The organism is Leucobacter luti (assembly GCF_019464495.1).
GTDB lineage: Bacteria > Actinomycetota > Actinomycetes > Actinomycetales > Microbacteriaceae > Leucobacter > Leucobacter luti_A.
This window is the reverse complement of the sequence record NZ_CP080492.1, coordinates 870,202-888,774: the sequence shown is the minus strand read 5'-3', so window position 1 is coordinate 888,774 and position 18,573 is coordinate 870,202. Positions and strand designations below refer to the sequence as shown.

Genomic DNA, 18,573 nt, shown 5'->3' with positions numbered 1-18,573 from the left:
GCTTTGTGCCCAACCCCGCTTACGCACCACCCGCCCTCGAATCGGGCACCCTTCGCATTACTCCGCTCGGCGGCCTCGGTGAGGTCGGGCGGAACATGACCGTCTACGAAATTGACGGCAAACTGCTCATCGTTGACTGTGGTGTGCTCTTCCCCGAGGTCCAGCACCCCGGAGTTGACCTGATCCTGCCTGATATCACCAAGATTCAGGATCGCCTCAGCGACATCGTTGCTGTCGTGCTGACGCACGGGCACGAGGACCACATCGGTGGCGTCCCCTACCTGCTGAAGATGCGCGAAGACATTCCGCTCGTCGGCTCCAAGCTGACCCTCGCATTTGTTGAGGCGAAGCTCAAGGAGCACCGGATCCGCCCCGTCACCCGTGTGGTGGCAGCGGATGAAGAAGTCAGCTATGGCCCGTTCGACCTTGAGTTCATCGCGGTCAACCACTCGATCCCTGACGCGCTTGCGGTCGCGATCCGCACGGACGCCGGTCTCGTGATTGGCACGGGCGACTTCAAGATGGACCAGCTCCCACTCGACGGCCGCATCACTGATCTGCGCGCATTCGCCAGGCTCGGCGAAGAGGGCGTTGACCTCTTCATGACCGATTCGACCAACGCAGACGTGCCAGGGTTCACCTCCCCGGAGAAGAACATCGGGCCCGTGATCGAGCAGGTTATTGGCAAGACCAAGGGCAAGGTCGTCGTTGCGAGCTTCTCGAGCCACGTGCACCGCGTGCAGCAGGTGCTCGATGCCGCGCAGGCGAACGGCCGCCGCGTCGTGCTGCTGGGCCGCTCGATGGTCCGCAACATGAAGATTGCTTCGGATCTCGGCTACCTCACCGTGCCAGAGGGAGTGCTCGTCGACCTCAAGAAGAGCGGCGACATTCCTGACCACCGGATTGTCTACATGTCGACCGGTTCACAGGGCGAGCCGATGGCAGTGCTGAGCCGCATGGTCAATCGTGAGCACCAGGTCGAGGTCGGTCCTGACGACACGGTGATCCTCGCCTCGAGCCTGATCCCGGGCAACGAAACCTCGGTGTACCGCGTGATCGACGGGCTCACGAAGCTCGGAGCCAATGTTGTGCACAAGGGCAATGCCAAGGTGCACGTCTCCGGCCACGCTTCAGCGGGTGAACTGCTCTACTGCTACAACATCGTGCGCCCAAAGAACGTGATGCCGATCCACGGCGAGTACCGCATGCTCGTCGCGAACGCCGCACTCGCGATCGAGACCGGTGTGCCGCAGAATCGCACGGTCATTGCCGAAAATGGCACCGTCGTTGACCTTGTCGACGGCGTCGCGCGCCCGGTTGGCCAGCTCGACATTGACTTCATCTACGTCGACGGCAAGAGCGTCGGCCGGGTGACTGAGGACGATCTGCGCGATCGCCGCACGCTCGCAGAAGAGGGCTTCATTTCCGTGATCACGGTCGTGGAGACCACACTCGGACAGATCGTGTCCGGCCCGGACATCCACGCGAAGGGTGTCGCCGAGGAGAAGCACGTCTTCGACAAGATCAAGCCGCAGGTTGCTAAGGCACTTGAGGATGCGATGAAGGACGGCGTGACGGATCACCACCAGTTGCAGCAGATCGTACGCCGCACAGTGGGCCGCTGGGTCGGCACCAAGCTGCGCCGCAAGGCGATGATCGTTCCTGTCGTGGTGGTGGTGTAGCGCGTGCTTTCGGGCTCAGGTACGGCGGCGGCTTCGGCCGTCGCCCGCCTCGCGAACTCCACTGAGGTTGCCAACTGGGACGCGCTCTGCGCGGCAAACCCGGGGGGCGGCGAAGTGTGGTCTGGCGACGCCTATTTGCGAGTGAAGTGCGCGGAAGGCCGGTACCGGCAGCACCGTGTGATTGTGGATCGAGCGGGCGAAAACCCGATTGCGGTGGGCGTGCTCGCGAAGCGTGTGCCGTTGCTCGGCGAGTGGTGGCACCTGCCGGCCGGCCCGGCTGGGGAGGATGCCAGCCGTGTGCTGGAGACCGCAGCGGCCGTCGCCGCACTCGCGCGCAGCCGCGGTGCGTTCATGCTCAAGATTGAGCCGCGCACTGGCCCCGACTCACGCACCGCAATCCACGCCGCCGGGTACCGGGATACGGTTCGCATCATCCCGAACCCGTCAACGATCCTCGTGGATGTCTCAGGCAGCGAAGCGGATGTGTTCAAACGCATCGGCAAGAAGGCGCGCAACTCGATCACGCGTGCGGCTCGCGACGGAATCGTCGTGACACGTGTAGCCGCGACAGAGGAGCACTGCGCCGCACTGTTCGGCCTGCTCCAGGAAACCGCAGAGGGCCGCTTCGTTTTGCGCGCTGAGAGCTACTACCGGGCGTTCTGGCAGACGTTCGAGGCCGCGGATGCTGGACAGATCTTCCTCGCGCACCGCGCCGATGAGGCCGGTCAGCTGCAACTTGTTGCGGGTGCATTCGCCATGGGCCTCGGGGCCAAGACCACCTACAAAGATGGCGCCTCGGTGCGCGCGAAAACCGCGTATGGTGCCTCGCACGCCTTGCAGTGGGAGGTCATTCGCTGGGCCAACGAGCGCGGTGCCATGCTCCACGACCTGTGTGGCGCACCGCCCTCGGATCGTGTTGACGATACGGACCACCCGCTGCATGGTGTCGGGCAGTTCAAACGCTCGTTTGCGCCGGAGATCATTGACTACGCTGGGGCATTTGACCTGCCGCTAAAGCCGTGGGCGTTCGCGTTCTGGGTCAAGCTGGGGGATCGGCTAGCACGCCGGCTGTCGCTCGCCATCCGGAAGGACCCGTACTACTAATGGCCGCTGGACTGATGCGCGCAAGCGCCGTTATGGCATCAGGCACGATGGTGTCGCGCTTGTTGGGGTTCGCGAAAGCGATGCTCCTCGTATTCGCGATTGGTCAGGTTTCGTCGGTGTCGGGAGACGCCTTCGCGAATGGCAATCTGCTCCCGAATACGCTCTACATGATTCTGCTTGGCGGAATGCTCAATGCCGTGTTGGTCCCGCAGATAGTGAAGGCTGCGAAGGACCCTGATGGTGGAGCCGGCTACATCAACAAGGTATTTACTCTGGTGATGACCGCGCTCGTGATCGTCACCGCGTTGGTGATTGCCGCTGCGCCCTGGATTGTGCACCTGTTCACGCTGTCCTGGGGTGATGAACAGCGTGGCCTGGCGCTCGCGTTCGCGTACTGGGCGCTGCCGCAGATCGTGTTTTACGGTCTGTACACGATGCTCGGCGAAGTGCTCAACGCTCGCAGTGTGTTCGGCCCGTTTACCTGGGCGCCAGTCCTGAATAACGTCATCGCTATCGCTGGCATCATCGCATTTATTGCGATCTACGGAGCCGACTCCCAGGGCACGCGCACACCGGGGGATTGGACGCCGACTGCGGTGGCGGTACTGGCCGGGAGCGCCACGCTTGGTGTGGTGGCGCAGTCACTCGTCCTGTTTATTTCATGGCGCAAAGCAGGCATCCGGTACCGGCCAGATTTCAAGTGGCGTGGGATGGGCTTGGCCCAGACCGGCAAGATCGCCGGTTGGAGCCTCGCGACGATCGTCGTGATGCAACTCGGCGGTATTGTGACCCAGAACGTCATCAATACGGCCTCCGGTGCGGGCGCCTCCGCGCTCGCCATGCAAAACGCGTGGCTGATCTTCATGCTGCCACACTCAGTGATTGCGGTGTCTCTCGCGACCGCCTACTTCACCCGCCTTGCCGGCTGGGGGCAGAGCGGCAAGATGGCAGAGTTCCGCGCTGACTTCTCCTCGTCCGCACGGCAAATTTCACTGGTCATGGTGCTCTCATCTGTCGTGGTGTGTAGCGCGGCGCCGTTCGTGAGTCGCGTGTTTAACCTGGGCGGAACCGAGGAGCAAGTTCAGCTCTTCACGCTCGTCTTGCAGTGCTACATGGTGGGGCTTGCCGCATATAGTTTCTTGTTTATTGTGCAGCGAGCGTTCTATGCGCTCTCGGACACCCGCACGCCGTTCGTGTTCACGTCAGTGCAGATTGGGCTGTTGATTGCCCTGTCCTTGGGACTCCTCGTGTTGCCTAAGGAGTGGATCGGCCCGGCCTACGGGCTTGCGTTCGGGGCGTCTACGATCGTCCAAGCCCTGCTCGCGGTACTGCTGCTTCGGAAACGTATTGGCCGGATCGACGGCACTCGAATCCTCGCGAGTCTTGCCCGGTTTGGCATCGCTGCGATACCCGCGCTGCTGGCAGGCTTTGGCTTTACCGTGTTTCTTGGCAGAGTTTTCCCGGGCTACGGCCCATTTGCCGCCGTCGGCCTTGCGGTGCTCGACGCGATGCTCGTGCTGCTCGTCTACCTCGGAGCACTGCGGCTACTGCGATCCCCTGATCTCGCGGAGCTCACCGGCTTCGTGGCTCGTAAACTCGGAAGGACCCGCTCGTGACCTCTTCGGCTCAGCCCAGCACGACGCTCACTGTCACGCCATGCACCGACCGCGAGCGCTGGGACGCCTCGGTGAAGGAGCTCGGAGGGCACCCGTTGCAGCTCTGGGGGTGGGGCGAACTGAAGTCTGCCCACCGCTGGAGTGCCGAGCGCGTCCTCGTGTCCGACGCATCCGGCGAGACGGTCGGGGCGTGCCAGCTCCTGACACGCACGCTGCCGGGCCCGCTCGGCGGCTTTGTGTACGCTCCGCGCGGACCAGTCGTGGCGCGGGACGAGCGGGATCCGGATCTGCCCGCCGCGGTGCCTGCTCCCGGTGAGGTTGCCGAGGCCGTAGCCACGTGGGTGCACGGCTCACGGAAAGCTGTCGCGGTGTCGATCGAGCCGGACGAGGACGCTGGCACGTTCTCGCTCGGGGAGAAGTGGCGCGAAGCGAAGACTCCGGTGCTGCCTGCGCGCACGCTGATCCTCGATCTGCGCAAGTCGGAGGATGAACTCCTCGCCGATATGTCGAAGAAGCATCGGCAGTACATCCGCAAGTCTGGCCGGGAAGAGACGATGGAGATCCGGCCCGTTGAGACCCTTGCACAGCTCGACGAGTGCCTTGAGGTCTACCGTGAGACGAGTGAGCGCGCCGATTTTGGCCTCCACGAGGATTCCTATTACCACGATGCGTTCACGATGCTCGGCGACGACGCTCCGGTGTGGGCGGCGTACGTCGAGGGCAAGCCAGTCGCGTTCCTGTACATGGCGAAGTCGGACCGCACCGCCTTTGAGCTCTACGGGGGCATGGACGAGACCGGGCAGCGGCTCCGGGCAAACTATGCGCTGAAGTGGCACGTGATCCGGCACATGAAGTCAATTGGGATTGAACGCTACGATTTTGGCGGCCTGATTAATGACGGTGTGACCACGTTCAAGACGGGTTTTGCCTCACACGAGAACCTGCTCGCTGGGTCCTGGGACCGGCCGGGCCCCGGCTACAAGATCTGGACCGAGGGGCTGCCGCTCGCGAAGAAGATCGTGCGCACGCTCCGCCGCGGCTAGCTGGGGGAGCACAGCGCCGGTGGTGGTGCCGATGTCCGATATTTGGCGCGCCGCCTCCGAACACCGCGTGTGTCAGTGGTGTCTTGTACCGTAGTGGACATGGCCAGTAAAGCTTCGTCGCGCTCGAAATCGAGTAGCCCTTCTGCGCGGGGATCCCGCGCAACGGGCACTCGTGCGACCGCAAAAACGAAGGTGCTCGTCGAGGCGCAGCCCACGGAGGGCGTCGTCACCCGCGTGTGGAACGGTCTGGCGCACGCCGTCGGCGGTGCCGCCCGTGCGTTCCGAGTGGAACCGCTTGCCCCGGAGGATCGCCGCGACGGCGTGCCGCTACTGCTCGTGCTGCTCGCCGTCACCGGTGCGGTGATCGAGTGGTTCCTGATTGGCCACCCCGTTGCGGTGCAATTGGACGCATGGAGTTTCGGGGGGTTGCTCGGCCGCGTGGCCTTCGGTCTCCCGATTATCATGATGGGCTTCGCGCTGTGGCTGTTTAACCACCCGTCCAGCGTCACCGACAATCGGCGCATTGCAATCGGCCTCTTCCTCGCGATCACGGCGATTGCCGGCCTCACGCACGTGTACGGTGGTCAGCCGAACCCGCGCGACGGCATGCCTGCGCTCGCGGAGGCTGGTGGCTTGCTGGGCTGGATGGTGGGCACTCCGCTCGCAGCGCTGACGCTGTGGTTCGCTGTGCCAGTGCTCTCGCTCGTGCTGCTGTTCTCGATCCTGATCGTCACGAAGACGCCGCCCGGCCGGATCGTGCGTCGCCTTCGTGAGGCGTACGCGTTCCTGTTTGGCGTCGTCGAGAGTGACGTGCCTGCGGAACCGCGCCCCGCAAAGAAGGACCGTAAGGGGAGCGACGCAACGCTGTTCGATATCGAGGATCAGCAAGCCGAAACGGGTGCGTTGCCCTGGTGGCGGCGCAACGCCTCCGGCCGGGAAGAAGATCCTGGCTATGCCAGTGACAACGCTGCGCTTGAGGAGATGCTCTCCGGAGCCGAAGAGGCACCTGCGCTTGATGCCCCGGCCCGCAAGGTCGCGTTTGACTCGGCCCTCGCTCCTGAGCCCGTCACCGAGGTGTTCCCCGCTGAGTTGTTCGATGAACTCGATCAGGCTGAGGCTGCGGTTGGTTCCGTGGCAGCGGCACCAGCCTCCGGGCTGGGCGATGACTCTTGGGACGACTTCTCGCCAGCGTCTGAGGCCGCAGATGAGCCGGTTGCCAGCACGGCACCGTTCCTCGTTGCGCCAGCACATGAACCGGCCCAGCAGGCCGACTACCGCCTGCCCGATGCGAGCGCCCTCTCCGCTGGTGACGCCCCGAAGGCGCACACTGACGCGAACGACACGATCATGGCCGCGCTCGCGCGCGTGTTCGAGGAGTTCAAGGTGGACGCGCGCGTCTCCGGCTTCTCACGTGGCCCCACTGTGACGCAGTATGAGGTCGAACTCGGCCCCGGCGTAAAAGTCGAAAAGGTGACTGCGCTCTCCAAAAACCTTTCGTACGCGGTCGCCTCGAATGAGGTCCGGATCCTCTCGCCGATCCCGGGCAAGAGCGCTATCGGTATCGAAATCCCAAACCAGGATCGCGAAAACGTCGCGCTCGGCGACGTGCTGCGCTCCAGCCGTGCGCAGCGCAGCACGCACCCGATGACGATCGCGGTCGGCAAAGACGTCAAGGGCGGCTTCGTCGTCGCGAACCTTGCGAAGATGCCCCACCTGCTCGTTGCCGGTGCCACCGGCTCAGGTAAATCGAGCTTTATCAACTCGATGATCACGAGCATCCTGATGCGCGCAACGCCTGCCGAAGTGCGGATGGTGCTCGTGGATCCCAAACGCGTGGAGCTCACGGTCTATCAGGGGGTTCCCCACCTCATCACCCCCATCATCACGAACGCCAAGAAGGCGGCAGAAGCGCTGCAGTGGGTCGTGAAAGAGATGGACATGCGGTACGACGATCTGGCGAGTTTCGGTTTCCGTCACATCGACGACTTCAACGACGCGGTCCGCTCAGGTGGGATCGTCTTGCCCGCTGGCAGCCAGCGCGTGCTGAAGCCGTATCCGTACCTCCTGGTGGTGGTCGATGAGCTCGCAGACCTCATGCTGATCGCCCCGCGCGACGTCGAGGATTCGATCCAGCGCATCACGCAGCTCGCACGTGCAGCTGGGATCCACCTCGTGCTCGCGACCCAGCGCCCCTCTGTGAACGTTGTCACCGGCGTGATCAAGTCCAACGTGCCGAGCCGATACGCGTTCGCCGTGGCATCTGGCACCGACTCCCGAGTCATCCTTGACGAGGTCGGTGCTGAGCGCCTCATTGGTCAGGGTGACGGCCTGCTGCTGCTCAACGGTGAGTCCACGCCGATGCGTGTGCAGGGTGCCTGGGTGAACGAATCCGAGATCGCGCAGGTCGTGGCGCACGTCAAGGCACAAGCGCAGCCAGAGTACCGCTCCGACGTCGCACAGACCGTCGAGAAGAAGGACATCGACGAAGACATCGGTGACGATCTCGAGGTGCTGCTCGCAGCCGTCGAACTCGTGGTGACCTCACAGTTCGGCTCTACGTCGATGCTGCAGCGCAAGCTGCGGGTCGGTTTCGCGAAGGCCGGTCGGCTCATGGACCTGATGGAGTCGCGCGACATCGTCGGGCCCTCCGAAGGATCGAAAGCACGCGACGTGCTTTTGACTCCCGAGCAGCTGCCAGAGATGCTGGCGCGGCTCAAGGGTGGCCCGGCCCCGTCGCAGCCGTTTGCCGCCCCCGCCGCGTCTGCTGCGCCCGTTGCCCCAGCGGTGCAGCAAGCTCAGACGGCCCCTGCCGATTCGGGCGCTGGGCACGGAGAAGGTGACCCGGAAACTTCGGTCCTGGAACCGCTCACTGAGGCGATGCCGACCTCGAGCTCACAGATGCACGATGACCGCTACGACGATCCGGTTGCCAAGTACCAGTCGACGCTTGAAGAAGTCGAAGGCGACGACGACGAAGACGCGTGGAACCTGACAGGACGAGACTGACCTCATGAGTGATGCCGCAGCGGGCGCGAAGCCAAGCAACTGGAATGCCCCGAATATCATCACGGGGGCGCGCATCGTCGCCACCCCGTTCTTCGTCTGGATGCTGCTCGCCGACAACGGTGAGAATGGCGCATTGCGCTGGGCCGCGGCCGTATTCTTTGTCGTGGCGATTGCTACGGACGCCTGGGACGGCTATCTGGCTCGCTCGCGCGGTCTGATCACAGACCTGGGCAAATTGCTCGACCCGATTGCCGACAAGTTCCTGACCGGGGCCGCGCTTGTCGGACTCTCGATTCTTGGTGAACTGCCGTGGTGGGTCACGATCGTCGTGCTGATTCGTGAGATCGCGGTCACGATCCACCGCCTCATGATCGTGCACGATGTGGTCGTTGCGGCGGCGTGGATGGGCAAGCTGAAAACCGTCGCACAGTCCGTGGCTATCACTCTTGCGCTGCTGCCGCTCGCTGACGTGCTCGGGCCCGCGGCCCCCGTGGCGATTTGGCTCAACATCATCACCATGACCATCGCGGTCGCGCTCACGATCCTGAGCGGCCTTGACTACGTGCTCGCATATGTGCGGTCGCGGCGGGACAGCGGTGCCCGCGGCTGAGACTCCGGAACGGGCGTTGGCCTCGGATGGGGGTCCGGCCCCGGACCGGTCTCCGCACGAACTCGCGACACAGGTGATCGAGCAGGCAGCCGAGCGTGGTCTCCGAGTTGCGGTTGCTGAGTCACTGACCGGCGGTGCTCTGCTCTCCGCGCTTGTGGCAGTGCCAGGGGCCTCGCGCGTGGTCGTCGGCGGAGTGGTTGCATACAACACTGCGCTGAAACACTCACTGCTGGGTGTGGAACAAGAGCTCCTTTCCAGGCGCGGGCCAGTTGACGGCACGGTCGCGGTGCAAATGGCGCGCGGTGTGCGGCGCGCGTGCGCACTCCCCGCGGAGGGGGCCCTGGAGCCGCCCGAGTGGGATGAGCCTGAACTCGGAATTGCGACAACGGGAGTCGCAGGGCCGGATCCGGATCCCCAGACTGGCCAGCCTGCTGGCACAGTATGGATCGGCGTGAGCGCGGGTGAGCACGATACATCGTTCCGCCTCGAAACGTTGCGCGGCGACCGGTCGGCGATCCGCACCGCGACTGTCCGTGCGGCACTAGAAGCGCTGCTCTCTGCAGTGAACTCTGCCTGAATCAATCATTTTCATCCTAAATTCCTGAAAGTTGAGTCGACCAGACTCAGGTTCAGGGAAGTTTCAGGAATAGAGAAGGTAGTGTCTGAGTTGTTCCCAATAACACCACTCATTCCGGGTGGGGTCCCCGCGGCGTAGAATCGCCTCCAAGCGGGTAGGGTGGACGCATGACCGGTGGTCGTGCGAGTGAAGGAGGGTCCACATGGTGCTGATGCGTCAAGAGATCGGCGACGTGCTTCGTGACTTCCGTCAACAGAAGGGCCGCACGCTGCGCCAGGTTGCCGGAGACGCGAGTGTCGCGCTGGGGTACCTGAGCGAAGTGGAGCGCGGGCAGAAGGAAGCTTCGAGCGAGATCCTCGCCGCAGTAGCCGACGCGCTCGATACACCGCTCTCGGTCATCATGGGCGAGGTGAGTGAGCGGCTCGCGATTGTTGAGGGGCTCACGCTCCCACTCGCGAACCGTGTTCCCGATACGGTGCCGGCAGATCTGGTTTCGGGCTACGCGCCCGAGCTCGTCTCCTAGGCTCGTGCCGGAAGGAAGCTTCCGCGCGCGAGCAGCGCGGTTTGAGCGCCCGACCCTTCGGGGTCGGGCGCTTCGCCGTTTGTGTGGGGCAGGTGATGTTGCGTGAGGCTGAGTGAGTTTCGTCTGGCGTGCGCCGAAGAGTTCGGCCCCGAATACGCTGGGGTGCTGCTGCGCGACCACTGGCTCGCTGCGGTCGGGGGCACGCCCATAGAAGCGCTCGAGCGTGGAGTCTCGCCGCGTGACGTGTGGGAGGCACTGTGTGTCGACCTGCAGGTGCCAGTGGAACGCCGCCACGGGCGTGGCTTGCGCGAAGCCCAGTAGCGGCCCCAGCGCCCCAGAGCTCGGTCCGGGGATTGCACGCACAGATGGCGCCGTGAGCGCGCTACGGATCCGGAGCGGCTCCCGTGCGGCTGCTGCGCAACACGCCGGAGCCGTATTCGAAAGTGTGTTCGATCGGTGCTAACTTCGTCCACAGGTGAGGTTCGTGGCGTTCTCATCCACATTGCCCCCATCGCATGTCCCAATGTCGGTGGTCGGTTCTATGGTGAGAAACACGAACACACCAGTGCCTTGTCTGCCCCACACGGGGTCGAGACAGTCGGTAGGCAGCAACGCCGCGGCGCAGCCGCACACACCAAGGAGCAAGAACATGGCAGCATCACCCAAAGATCGCGAAAAGGCCCTCGAAGCCGCGCTCGCGCAGATTGATCGAAACTTCGGCAAGGGCGCGATCATGCGCATGGGCAGCCAGGAACGTGCCGCTGTCGAGGTCATCCCCACCGGGTCAGTGGCGCTGGACGTCGCGCTCGGGATTGGCGGGCTTCCTCGCGGTCGCATCATCGAGATCTACGGCCCGGAGTCCTCTGGCAAGACCACGCTCACCCTGCACGCCATCGCCAACGCGCAGCGCGCGGGCGGCATCGCGGCGTTTATTGATGCCGAGCACGCGCTCGACCCTGAATACGCGAAGAAGCTCGGTGTTGATATTGACGCCCTGCTTGTCGCGCAGCCCGATACGGGTGAGCAGGCGCTTGAGATCGCTGACATGCTGATCCGCTCCGGGTCTGTCGACCTCGTCGTCATCGACTCCGTCGCGGCGCTCGTGCCGAAGGCGGAAATCGAGGGTGAGATGGGGGACAGCCACGTCGGTCTGCAGGCTCGTCTGATGTCGCAGGCGCTGCGCAAGATCACCGGCAGCCTCAACGCCACGAAGACCACCTGTATCTTCATCAATCAGTTGCGCGAGAAAATCGGAGTCTTCTTCGGTAGCCCGGAGACCACCTCTGGCGGGAAGGCGCTGAAGTTTTACGCCTCCGTGCGCCTCGACATTCGTCGCATTCAGACGCTGAAAGACGGCACTGACGCGGTGGGCAACCGCACCCGCGTCAAAGTAGTGAAGAACAAGATGGCCCCGCCCTTCAAACAGGCCGAGTTTGACATCCTGTATGGAATTGGCATCTCACGGGAAGGCTCGCTGATTGATTACGGCGTGGAGCAGGGACTGATCAAGAAGAGCGGCGCCTGGTTTACCTACGACGGCGATCAGCTCGGCCAAGGCATGGAGAACGCGCGGCGCTTCCTGATCCAGAACCCCGAGATGGCTGCTGAGATCGAGGAGAAGATCCTCACCAAGCTCGGCGTCAACGGACGTACAGAAGCTGCTGTTGCCGAAGTGACGCCCCCGGCGAAAGCTGGTGCCAAGGTGGACGCGGCGGCGAAGACTGCCCCCGCGGCAAAGGCCGCGCCGGCAGCGAAGGCCGACGCCGAGCAGCGCGCGAGCGCGTAGGCACATGGCCGTCCGCTTTCTCCCACCTCCTGGCGCACCCACTCCAGGAGGTGGGGAGGATCGTCCTGACCTTGCCGAGGTCATCGAGCTCCGAGGCATGCTGCGGCAGCGTGCCTGGGGCAACACCACCGCGGACGTTGACGGAGATGACGGCGATCGTGCCGGCCTCGAGGATGCTGATCCAGCACAGGACGTAGACACTGATCCAGCACAGGGCGTAGGCACTGATCCAGCACAGGGCGTAGGCACTGATCCAGCACAGGGCGTAGACACTGATCCAGCCGCAGCCGCAGCCGCAGCCGCAGCCGCAGACGTGGACGCGGAAGAGGGCTCAGTCGAGCAGTCCGCACCGCAGCGAGCGGTGCTCAGCCTCGTCCCGAGTGCTCCGGCGCCTCCGGAATCTGACGATACACCTGGATCTGGGATCGTGCCTGAGCCAGTCGCGGCACTCGCTCGCACCATTGAGGCGGCGCTTGTGAGGGACCGCGATGCGGAGGAGGTCGCGGAGGAGTCTGCAGGAGACGCCGCGCGTATCGCCTATGAAGACGGAGTGCGATTGCTCGCGAGGCGTGCCCGATCGAGCGGGGAGCTTCGTGAGGAGTTGCTGCGGCTCGAGCACTCGGCAAACGATGTCGACATCCTGATTGACGAGTTTCGCGACAGTCACTATCTTGACGATGTCGGGCTCGCCCGTACCGTCACCGAGAAACTGCGGACGAGCAAGCGCGCGAGCCGAGCCCAGATCCGTGTAAAGCTGCGCGATCGACGGCTGCCTGATGCAGTGATCGATGAAGTGCTCGGAGAGCTTGACGAGAGTGAAGAATACTCGTTGCTGCGTGACGCCGCGGAAGCGCGCGCTGCGAAGCTCGGAGGACTCGAACGTCAGGTGGCCGAGCGTCGACTGCTCGGCTTCCTCGCCCGCCGCGGCTGGTCAGGGGAGCCGGCGACCCGGGCGGTCAAGGCAGCGCTCGACGGTAGCGCGGGCAGCCGCTCAGGCAGGCCGGGCTCACCCGGTCGCTCCGGCGGTTCAGCCGGTGGCGTCAGATTCCGGTAGCTCCCCGTCAGGCTTCAGGAAACTGGCGTCCGACGCAGGGAGTCTGGCGTCCGACGCAGGGAGTCTGGCGTCCGACGCAGGGAGTCTGGCGTCCGGCCTGAGGAGTCCGGTATCCGGCCTAGTGAGTCTGGCGCCAGTCTCAGGGAGATCGGCGCACGCCTCCAGGGACCCGGCGTCAGCTTTTGGGAATCGGGTGTCAGGCGGCAGCCTTCAGTTAGCCGGCCTCAGCTTCCGAGAACCCGGCCTCAGCTTCCGAGAATCCGGCCTCAAGTTCGGGTTCCGGCCTTGGAGTTGAGTGGTAACGTTCGGCTGAAACCGCCTGTGTGTCGCTCCTCGCGGGGCATGCTGTGATGTGCAAAACCTGCTGCGCGCACAGTCGTGCGGGCTGTTCGCTGCGGCGAGCACTCCGCACGGCTGAGCGCCGAACCGTACTCAGATCACGCGGATACCTCGCCACGACCGCGCTGCGTGGTGAGCGGTCGAGACGTCGCCGGTAAACTGTGCATATGAGTCTTGCCTCCGCTGAACCTGTCCGGATCGCCCCGTCGCCCGCGGCGGTGCGACCCGACGGCAGCCCGCGCAGCTACAGCGTGCGCACGCTCGGCTGCCAGATGAACGTGCACGATTCCGAACGCCTCTCGGGCTCACTCGACGCGGCGGGCTACGTCGCGGCGAGCGACCCCGCAGATGCTGACGTCATCGTGATCAACACGTGTGCGGTCCGCGAGAACGCCGCCAACAAGCTGTACGGCAATCTCGGATATCTCGCCGGCGTGAAGCGCGAGCGCGAGGGCATGCAAATTGCGGTCGGCGGCTGCCTTGCACAGAAGGATCAGGGCACCATCGTTGAGAAGGCCCCGTGGGTGGACGTCGTCTTTGGTACGCACAACATGGGGTCTCTTCCCGCGCTGCTCGAGCGTGCACGTCACAACGAAGAAGCGCAGGTAGAAATCCTCGAAGCGCTCGAAGTGTTCCCGTCAACGCTTCCCACGAAGCGTGACTCGGCTTCGAGCGGCTGGGTGTCGATCTCAGTCGGCTGCAACAACACCTGCACGTTCTGTATCGTGCCATCGCTTCGCGGCACCGAGAAAGACCGCCGACCGGGCGATGTGCTTGCCGAAGTGCAGGCTCTTGTCGACGACGGTGCCATCGAGGTGACGCTGCTTGGGCAGAACGTGAACACCTACGGCGTCGAGTTCGGCGATCGCCAGGCCTTCGGGAAGCTGCTCCGGGCAATGGGCGAGATCGAGGGCCTGGAGCGCGTCCGCTTCACGAGCCCGCACCCCGCAGCATTCACCGGCGACGTGATCGCTGCGATGGCGGAGACCCACAATGTAATGCCCTCACTGCACATGCCCCTGCAGTCAGGATCCGACACGGTGCTCAAAGCTATGCGTCGCTCCTACCGGTCCAAGAAGTTTCTCGGGATCCTCGACGATGTGCGGGCCCAGATCCCCGATGCCGCAATTACGACCGACATCATCGTCGGCTTCCCCGGAGAAACCGAAGAGGACTTCCTAGAGACCATGCGCGTCGTCGAGGCGTCACGCTTCTCCAGTGCCTTCACCTTCCAGTACTCGATCAGGCCCGGCACGCCGGCCGCCACGATGGAACACCAGGTGCCAAAGGAAGTTGTGCAGGAGCGTTACGAGCGGCTGCACGCCCTGCAGGAACGGCTCTCCCTCGAAGAGAACCAAGCCCAGATCGGGCGCACGGTGCACGTACTCACTGGCGTAAGCGAGGGCAGGAAAGACGCGGCCTCCCGCCGGTTCACCGGACGGGCAGAAGACAATCGCCTGATCCACTTCGCAGTGCCCGAAGGCGCGGAGGAGCCGCGACCAGGCGATGTCGTCACCGTGCAGATCACGGCGGCGGCACCGCACTTCAATATTGCTGACGAGGTCCCAGGCGTCTACGCAGTGCGACGCACCCGCGCTGGAGATGCGTGGGATCGGCGCCAAGCGGAGAGCTGTGGGGTCCCAGCCCCGGCCGGTGCCACGACGCCGCGCGCCGTGAACCTCGGTCTGCCAACGCTCCGCATCCGATGAGCGGGGTCACCGCTCAGCCTCGCCTCTGGGCGGTGGTCGGGGCGACGGGCACCGGCAAGTCAGCGCTCTCGCTTGACCTCGCGGAAGCACTGGCACGAAGCGGACGGCCCGCCGAGATCGTGAACGCCGACGCCATGCAGTTGTATCGCGGCATGGACATCGGAACTGCGAAGCTCCCGCTGGGGGAGCGGCGCGGGATCCCACACCACCTCTTTGACGCGCTACGCCCTGCTACTGAGGCCACCGTCGCGTGGTACCAGCCTGCGGCCCGTGGCGCGATCGCCGAGATCCACGCACGAGGGGCAGATGCGATCCTCGTTGGCGGGTCTGGGCTCTACGTATCGAGTGCCATCTTCGACTTCCAGTTCCCGCCTCGCGATGAGGAACTCCGCGCGCGCCTCGAGAGTGAACTCGCAAGCGGTGGGACGGATGCACTCCTGGCGCGACTTGCAGAGCTTGCACCGGCTGCAGCTGCGACCGTCGACTCACGGAACCCGCGTCGCGTTGTGCGCGCGCTCGAAGTCGCGATGCTCGGCGGCGATGCTCAGACCACGCTGCCTGCAGCCCCCCAGCTGTGGCATACATCGACACGAATTATCGGTGTGCACTGTGATCGCCCCGAGCTGGTGGCCCGGCTCGACCAGCGAGTACTGGATATGTGGGCAGACGGGCTGGTGGAAGAAGTCGCCCGGTTGATTCCTGCAGGGATTACCGAGGGCAAGACCGCCTCGCGCGCCATCGGTTACGCCCAAGCACTGGCGCAGCTGCAGGGTCGCATGACCGAGCAGGAAGCGATCGCTGAGACGCAGGCGTTGACTCGTCGCTATGCGCGGCGGCAGGTGAGCTGGTTTCGGCGCTACGCCGAGGTGGCGTGGCAAGCAGCTGGCGAGCTGCCGGATCTCAGCTAAGCAGGGCTGGGCGTAGCCAGATCCGGCACTCGACGCGGCCACCCGCCTCAGCGGCGCTGATTCTTGCGGTACGTATCAAGTGCGCCCGCCCCTGCGGCAATCGCGCCGAATAGCACGGCACCTACTGGCCAGAGGATCCAGGACTGGTCCCAGGCGTTGCCGATGAAGCTCCAGCCGAGATAAATGGCGGTGAGAAGTGGCCAATAGAACGAGGCGATCACTCCCACAATTCCATGCTCTTCCGCTTTCGCCGCTTCTTGCGCAGCCTCCGCTCCGGTCAGGCGCTCCGCGACTGAGTATGCCCAGGCGTTCGGGAGGAGGACGAAGAGGCCGGTCGCGACGAACGCAAGCATGGCCGCGACGCCGCAGACGATCCAGAGATTCTCATTCGGGAGACCATCAAGGAATGAGAACGCAATGACCGGGACCGGTGAGAGAATCCAGAGCAGCACGGACACCTGCAGTGCGCGGGTTCGCGTGCGTTCGTGCTGCTGTCTCAGTTCGGTAGCCCAGGCTGAGACGACGGGGTCCGGGGTGAAGCGGCCCTCGGTGATGCGCGCGAATGCGGCCAGCTCGTGTGTGGTGCTGACAAGGGTCAGGACGCCAGCTGCAACGAACGCGAAGAGGGTGACGATTCCGATCAGGCTCGCGACACCGTCGGTGACCCCGGCTACTCCGGCGCGAGCGGCGGTGGGAAGCACGACAAGGGCGACCGGGGAGACCACAAACAGCGCGACTGCGAGCGCAACCCGGTACCGGATGCGTTGCCTCGCATCAGCGTACTCGCGCGCCTCGGACATGGTGACGGGTGGGTGCCGGGGCGGCTCTGGTGCTGCAGCGGGCGCTGATGCCGCGGGCATTGGTGCGGCAAGCGCTGGAGCGGCGATCGGGTTGAGCTCTGTCGTGATTCCGAGTTCAGGCGCGACTTCCGCCAGGTTGCCGAAATCACGAATGACTTGGCCCACTGCCTCGTTCTCGGAGCGCCCCTCGGCGAGGAGGCTCGTGTAGGCGTCCTCCATCATGCCTTGGAGCTCAGCCTTGGCCTCGAGGAGGCGAGGGGTCTCGGGGTATGCGCTGAACATGGTGTCTAGGTAACTGATGATGATGTTCACAGTTCGACTCCTTCGATGAATCGGTCGACGACGGACTTGGTGCGGTGCCACTCGGCGACCTTTTGATCAAGATGCTCAATGCCAGCGGTCGTGATTTGGTAGTAGGTGCGTGGTTTGCCTGAGGGGGACACGTTCGCGAAGGAGCTCACGAGTTCGCTCGCCTCGAGCCGTTTGACCGCGGAGTAGAGCGTGGTCTGTTTGATCGCGTAGTCCGCTCCGGTGACCGCGCTGATGCGCTGTGCGAGTTCGTACGCATACGACGGTCCCGAGCGCAGTAGCGATAGCACCATGAGATCCACGTACCCGCGGATCGCATCTGCTCCGATCATGGTGACTCCTGACGAGGTGGGGTGATTTGCTATGACGAACATACTACGTCAGTCATAGTACGTCAAGCGTCTGCTGTGGTCGTCCACCCTCGTCGAGCCCGCGGTGCACGCTCCGTGCCGCACACTATTGCGTGATGATGCCGTAGTGTGCGGCATGGAGGGCGCGTATGGCTGCAGTGAGCTCCGGGGCCGGGCCAGACACAGGTACGCCGGGAATCACGGTCTGGATCGAGAGCGCAGCGACAGGGCCTGGTGCGATGCCCCACTCGCTCATCCAGGCTGAGAGCTGTGCGGTACTCGCGGCGTAGACAATCCGGCCAAGACCCACCCAGCCGTGGGCTGCCGCGCACATCGGGCAGTGCTCACCCGAGGTATACACGGTGCTCGCCGCACGCTCTTCCGGAGTGAGGTGCTCCGCGGCCCAGCGCGCAATCTCGAACTCGGGATGCCGTGTGGCGTCGCCGCGAGCGACGCGATTGTGATCCTCGAAGCGGATCTCGCCCCTGTCATCGAGCAGCACCGACCCAAACGGCTCGTCCCCGTCAGTGAGCGCCTGCGCTGCGAGCGCAATGCAGCGCCGAAGAAGCCTCAGGTCGGTGGGTGAGAGCTGGGTGTTGTTGTGCGCTGCCGACGGGTTCATTGCCTCAACGTAACAGCTTGCGGGTGGTGTCGGATTGCTGCGCCTGCGCTGATACGCTCGGGGATCCGAAACCCCCGAGAGGACCCCGTATGCCGTTCACCATCCGCGAGTTCGTCGTTTCCGACACTGAACAGGTCATCGCGCTGTGGCACGCGCGCGGCCTCACGCGGCCCTGGAATGATCCGGCAGCAGACATCTTGCGTAAGCTCAGCGTGCAGCCGGAGCTCTTCCTCGTTGCCGCGGATCAAAACGCCGTTGTCGGATCCGTGATGGCCGGCTACGACGGCCATCGCGGCTGGCTCTACTACCTCGCGAGTGCGGCGGATCGCTCGGGCCAGGGGATCGGACTCGCGCTTGTCGCGGAGGCTGAGACCAGGCTCAGTGCGATGGGCTGCCCGAAAGTCCAGCTCATGGTGCGTTCCGAGAACGACGGCGTGCTCAGCTACTACGATGCACTCGGCTACGAGGACGCGGAGGTGCTGGTGCGCGGAAAGCGCCTCGACAGCTGATCCTGCAGCCGATCCAGCAGAGAGTC

The 18,573-nt window shown here is 64.4% G+C and carries 17 protein-coding genes; 14 read left to right on the top strand and 3 right to left on the bottom strand.

The genetic code is table 11. The features are described from left to right. Positions 1-5 precede the first annotated feature (5 nt). The 13 genes from K1X41_RS04015 (at position 6) to miaA (ending at position 15,957) form a co-directional block, all read left to right on the top strand. Entirely contained in the window at positions 6-1,682 is a 1,677-nt protein-coding gene (locus tag K1X41_RS04015; protein WP_132204829.1) for a ribonuclease J, read from the top strand. Positions 1,683-1,685: 3 nt separating this feature from the next. Further along, the gene (locus K1X41_RS04010; RefSeq protein WP_220175372.1) at positions 1,686-2,786 is read left to right on the top strand and encodes a lipid II:glycine glycyltransferase FemX; all 1,101 of its coding nucleotides are present in this window, start codon (positions 1,686-1,688) and stop codon (positions 2,784-2,786) included. After that, complete coding sequence (gene murJ / locus K1X41_RS04005; protein ID WP_220175371.1) at positions 2,786-4,402, top strand: murein biosynthesis integral membrane protein MurJ; 1,617 nt, start codon at positions 2,786-2,788, stop codon at positions 4,400-4,402. Before K1X41_RS04010 ends, murJ begins: the two co-directional genes overlap by 1 nt. Continuing rightward, positions 4,399-5,445 (top strand): lipid II:glycine glycyltransferase FemX, encoded by a 1,047-nt coding sequence (locus K1X41_RS04000; protein WP_220175370.1) that lies wholly within the window; start codon positions 4,399-4,401, stop codon positions 5,443-5,445. The genes murJ and K1X41_RS04000 overlap by 4 nt, the downstream gene beginning before the upstream one ends. A gap of 99 nt (positions 5,446-5,544) precedes the next feature. Further along, positions 5,545-8,451 (top strand): FtsK/SpoIIIE family DNA translocase, encoded by a 2,907-nt coding sequence (locus tag K1X41_RS03995; protein ID WP_220175369.1) that lies wholly within the window; start codon positions 5,545-5,547, stop codon positions 8,449-8,451. A 4-nt stretch (positions 8,452-8,455) separates the two neighbouring features. After that, positions 8,456-9,061: a CDP-diacylglycerol--glycerol-3-phosphate 3-phosphatidyltransferase gene (gene pgsA, locus K1X41_RS03990; RefSeq protein ID WP_220175368.1), complete on the top strand. Its 606-nt coding sequence runs from the start codon at positions 8,456-8,458 to the stop codon at positions 9,059-9,061. Between the two features lie 73 nt (positions 9,062-9,134). Continuing rightward, on the top strand, positions 9,135-9,638 hold the full coding sequence (locus K1X41_RS03985; protein ID WP_258566642.1) for a CinA family protein: 504 nt from the start codon (positions 9,135-9,137) through the stop codon (positions 9,636-9,638). 202 nt (positions 9,639-9,840) lie between these two features. Continuing rightward, entirely contained in the window at positions 9,841-10,161 is a 321-nt protein-coding gene (locus tag K1X41_RS03980; protein WP_132204843.1) for a helix-turn-helix domain-containing protein, read from the top strand. Between the two features lie 102 nt (positions 10,162-10,263). Further along, positions 10,264-10,482, top strand: coding sequence for a DUF3046 domain-containing protein (locus K1X41_RS03975; RefSeq protein WP_220175366.1), 219 nt, complete (start codon positions 10,264-10,266; stop codon positions 10,480-10,482). Between the two features lie 328 nt (positions 10,483-10,810). After that, the gene (recA, locus tag K1X41_RS03970; RefSeq protein ID WP_220175365.1) at positions 10,811-11,947 is read left to right on the top strand and encodes a recombinase RecA; all 1,137 of its coding nucleotides are present in this window, start codon (positions 10,811-10,813) and stop codon (positions 11,945-11,947) included. A 4-nt stretch (positions 11,948-11,951) separates the two neighbouring features. Beyond that, complete coding sequence (locus K1X41_RS03965) at positions 11,952-13,001, top strand: regulatory protein RecX (protein WP_220175364.1); 1,050 nt, start codon at positions 11,952-11,954, stop codon at positions 12,999-13,001. Between the two features lie 506 nt (positions 13,002-13,507). Then, complete coding sequence (miaB, locus tag K1X41_RS03960) at positions 13,508-15,049, top strand: tRNA (N6-isopentenyl adenosine(37)-C2)-methylthiotransferase MiaB (protein WP_133616150.1); 1,542 nt, start codon at positions 13,508-13,510, stop codon at positions 15,047-15,049. Continuing rightward, on the top strand, positions 15,046-15,957 hold the full coding sequence (miaA, locus tag K1X41_RS03955; protein WP_133616151.1) for a tRNA (adenosine(37)-N6)-dimethylallyltransferase MiaA: 912 nt from the start codon (positions 15,046-15,048) through the stop codon (positions 15,955-15,957). The genes miaB and miaA overlap by 4 nt, the downstream gene beginning before the upstream one ends. A 47-nt stretch (positions 15,958-16,004) precedes the next feature. On the opposite strand, the gene K1X41_RS03950 is transcribed toward miaA, so the two are convergent. The 3 genes from K1X41_RS03950 to K1X41_RS03940 all read right to left on the bottom strand — a co-directional run bounded on the left by K1X41_RS03950 (position 16,005) and on the right by K1X41_RS03940 (position 18,038). After that, the gene (locus K1X41_RS03950; RefSeq protein ID WP_220175363.1) at positions 16,005-17,069 is read right to left on the bottom strand and encodes a permease prefix domain 1-containing protein; all 1,065 of its coding nucleotides are present in this window, start codon (positions 17,067-17,069) and stop codon (positions 16,005-16,007) included. After that, a complete protein-coding gene (locus tag K1X41_RS03945) occupies positions 17,066-17,398 on the bottom strand; it encodes a PadR family transcriptional regulator (RefSeq protein ID WP_220175362.1) in 333 nt (110 codons plus the stop codon). The genes K1X41_RS03950 and K1X41_RS03945 overlap by 4 nt, the downstream gene beginning before the upstream one ends. A 124-nt stretch (positions 17,399-17,522) precedes the next feature. Beyond that, complete coding sequence (locus K1X41_RS03940) at positions 17,523-18,038, bottom strand: nucleoside deaminase (protein WP_133616153.1); 516 nt, start codon at positions 18,036-18,038, stop codon at positions 17,523-17,525. An 89-nt stretch (positions 18,039-18,127) separates the two neighbouring features. Here K1X41_RS03940 and K1X41_RS03935 point away from each other — a divergent pair, with 89 nt between their 5' ends. Further along, entirely contained in the window at positions 18,128-18,547 is a 420-nt protein-coding gene (locus tag K1X41_RS03935; protein WP_133616154.1) for a GNAT family acetyltransferase, read from the top strand. The last annotated feature ends 26 nt before the right edge of the window (positions 18,548-18,573 follow it).

Coding starts and splice junctions, on each gene's coding strand:
- murJ (WP_220175371.1), top strand. CDS start 2,786: ATGGCCGCTGGACTGATGCGCGCAAGCGCCGTTATGGCATCAGGCACG.
- K1X41_RS03995 (WP_220175369.1), top strand. CDS start 5,545: ATGGCCAGTAAAGCTTCGTCGCGCTCGAAATCGAGTAGCCCTTCTGCG.
- pgsA (WP_220175368.1), top strand. CDS start 8,456: ATGAGTGATGCCGCAGCGGGCGCGAAGCCAAGCAACTGGAATGCCCCG.
- K1X41_RS03980 (WP_132204843.1), top strand. CDS start 9,841: ATGGTGCTGATGCGTCAAGAGATCGGCGACGTGCTTCGTGACTTCCGT.
- recA (WP_220175365.1), top strand. CDS start 10,811: ATGGCAGCATCACCCAAAGATCGCGAAAAGGCCCTCGAAGCCGCGCTC.
- K1X41_RS03965 (WP_220175364.1), top strand. CDS start 11,952: ATGGCCGTCCGCTTTCTCCCACCTCCTGGCGCACCCACTCCAGGAGGT.
- miaB (WP_133616150.1), top strand. CDS start 13,508: ATGAGTCTTGCCTCCGCTGAACCTGTCCGGATCGCCCCGTCGCCCGCG.
- miaA (WP_133616151.1), top strand. CDS start 15,046: ATGAGCGGGGTCACCGCTCAGCCTCGCCTCTGGGCGGTGGTCGGGGCG.
- K1X41_RS03945 (WP_220175362.1), bottom strand. CDS start 17,398: ATGATCGGAGCAGATGCGATCCGCGGGTACGTGGATCTCATGGTGCTA.
- K1X41_RS03940 (WP_133616153.1), bottom strand. CDS start 18,038: ATGAACCCGTCGGCAGCGCACAACAACACCCAGCTCTCACCCACCGAC.
- K1X41_RS03935 (WP_133616154.1), top strand. CDS start 18,128: ATGCCGTTCACCATCCGCGAGTTCGTCGTTTCCGACACTGAACAGGTC.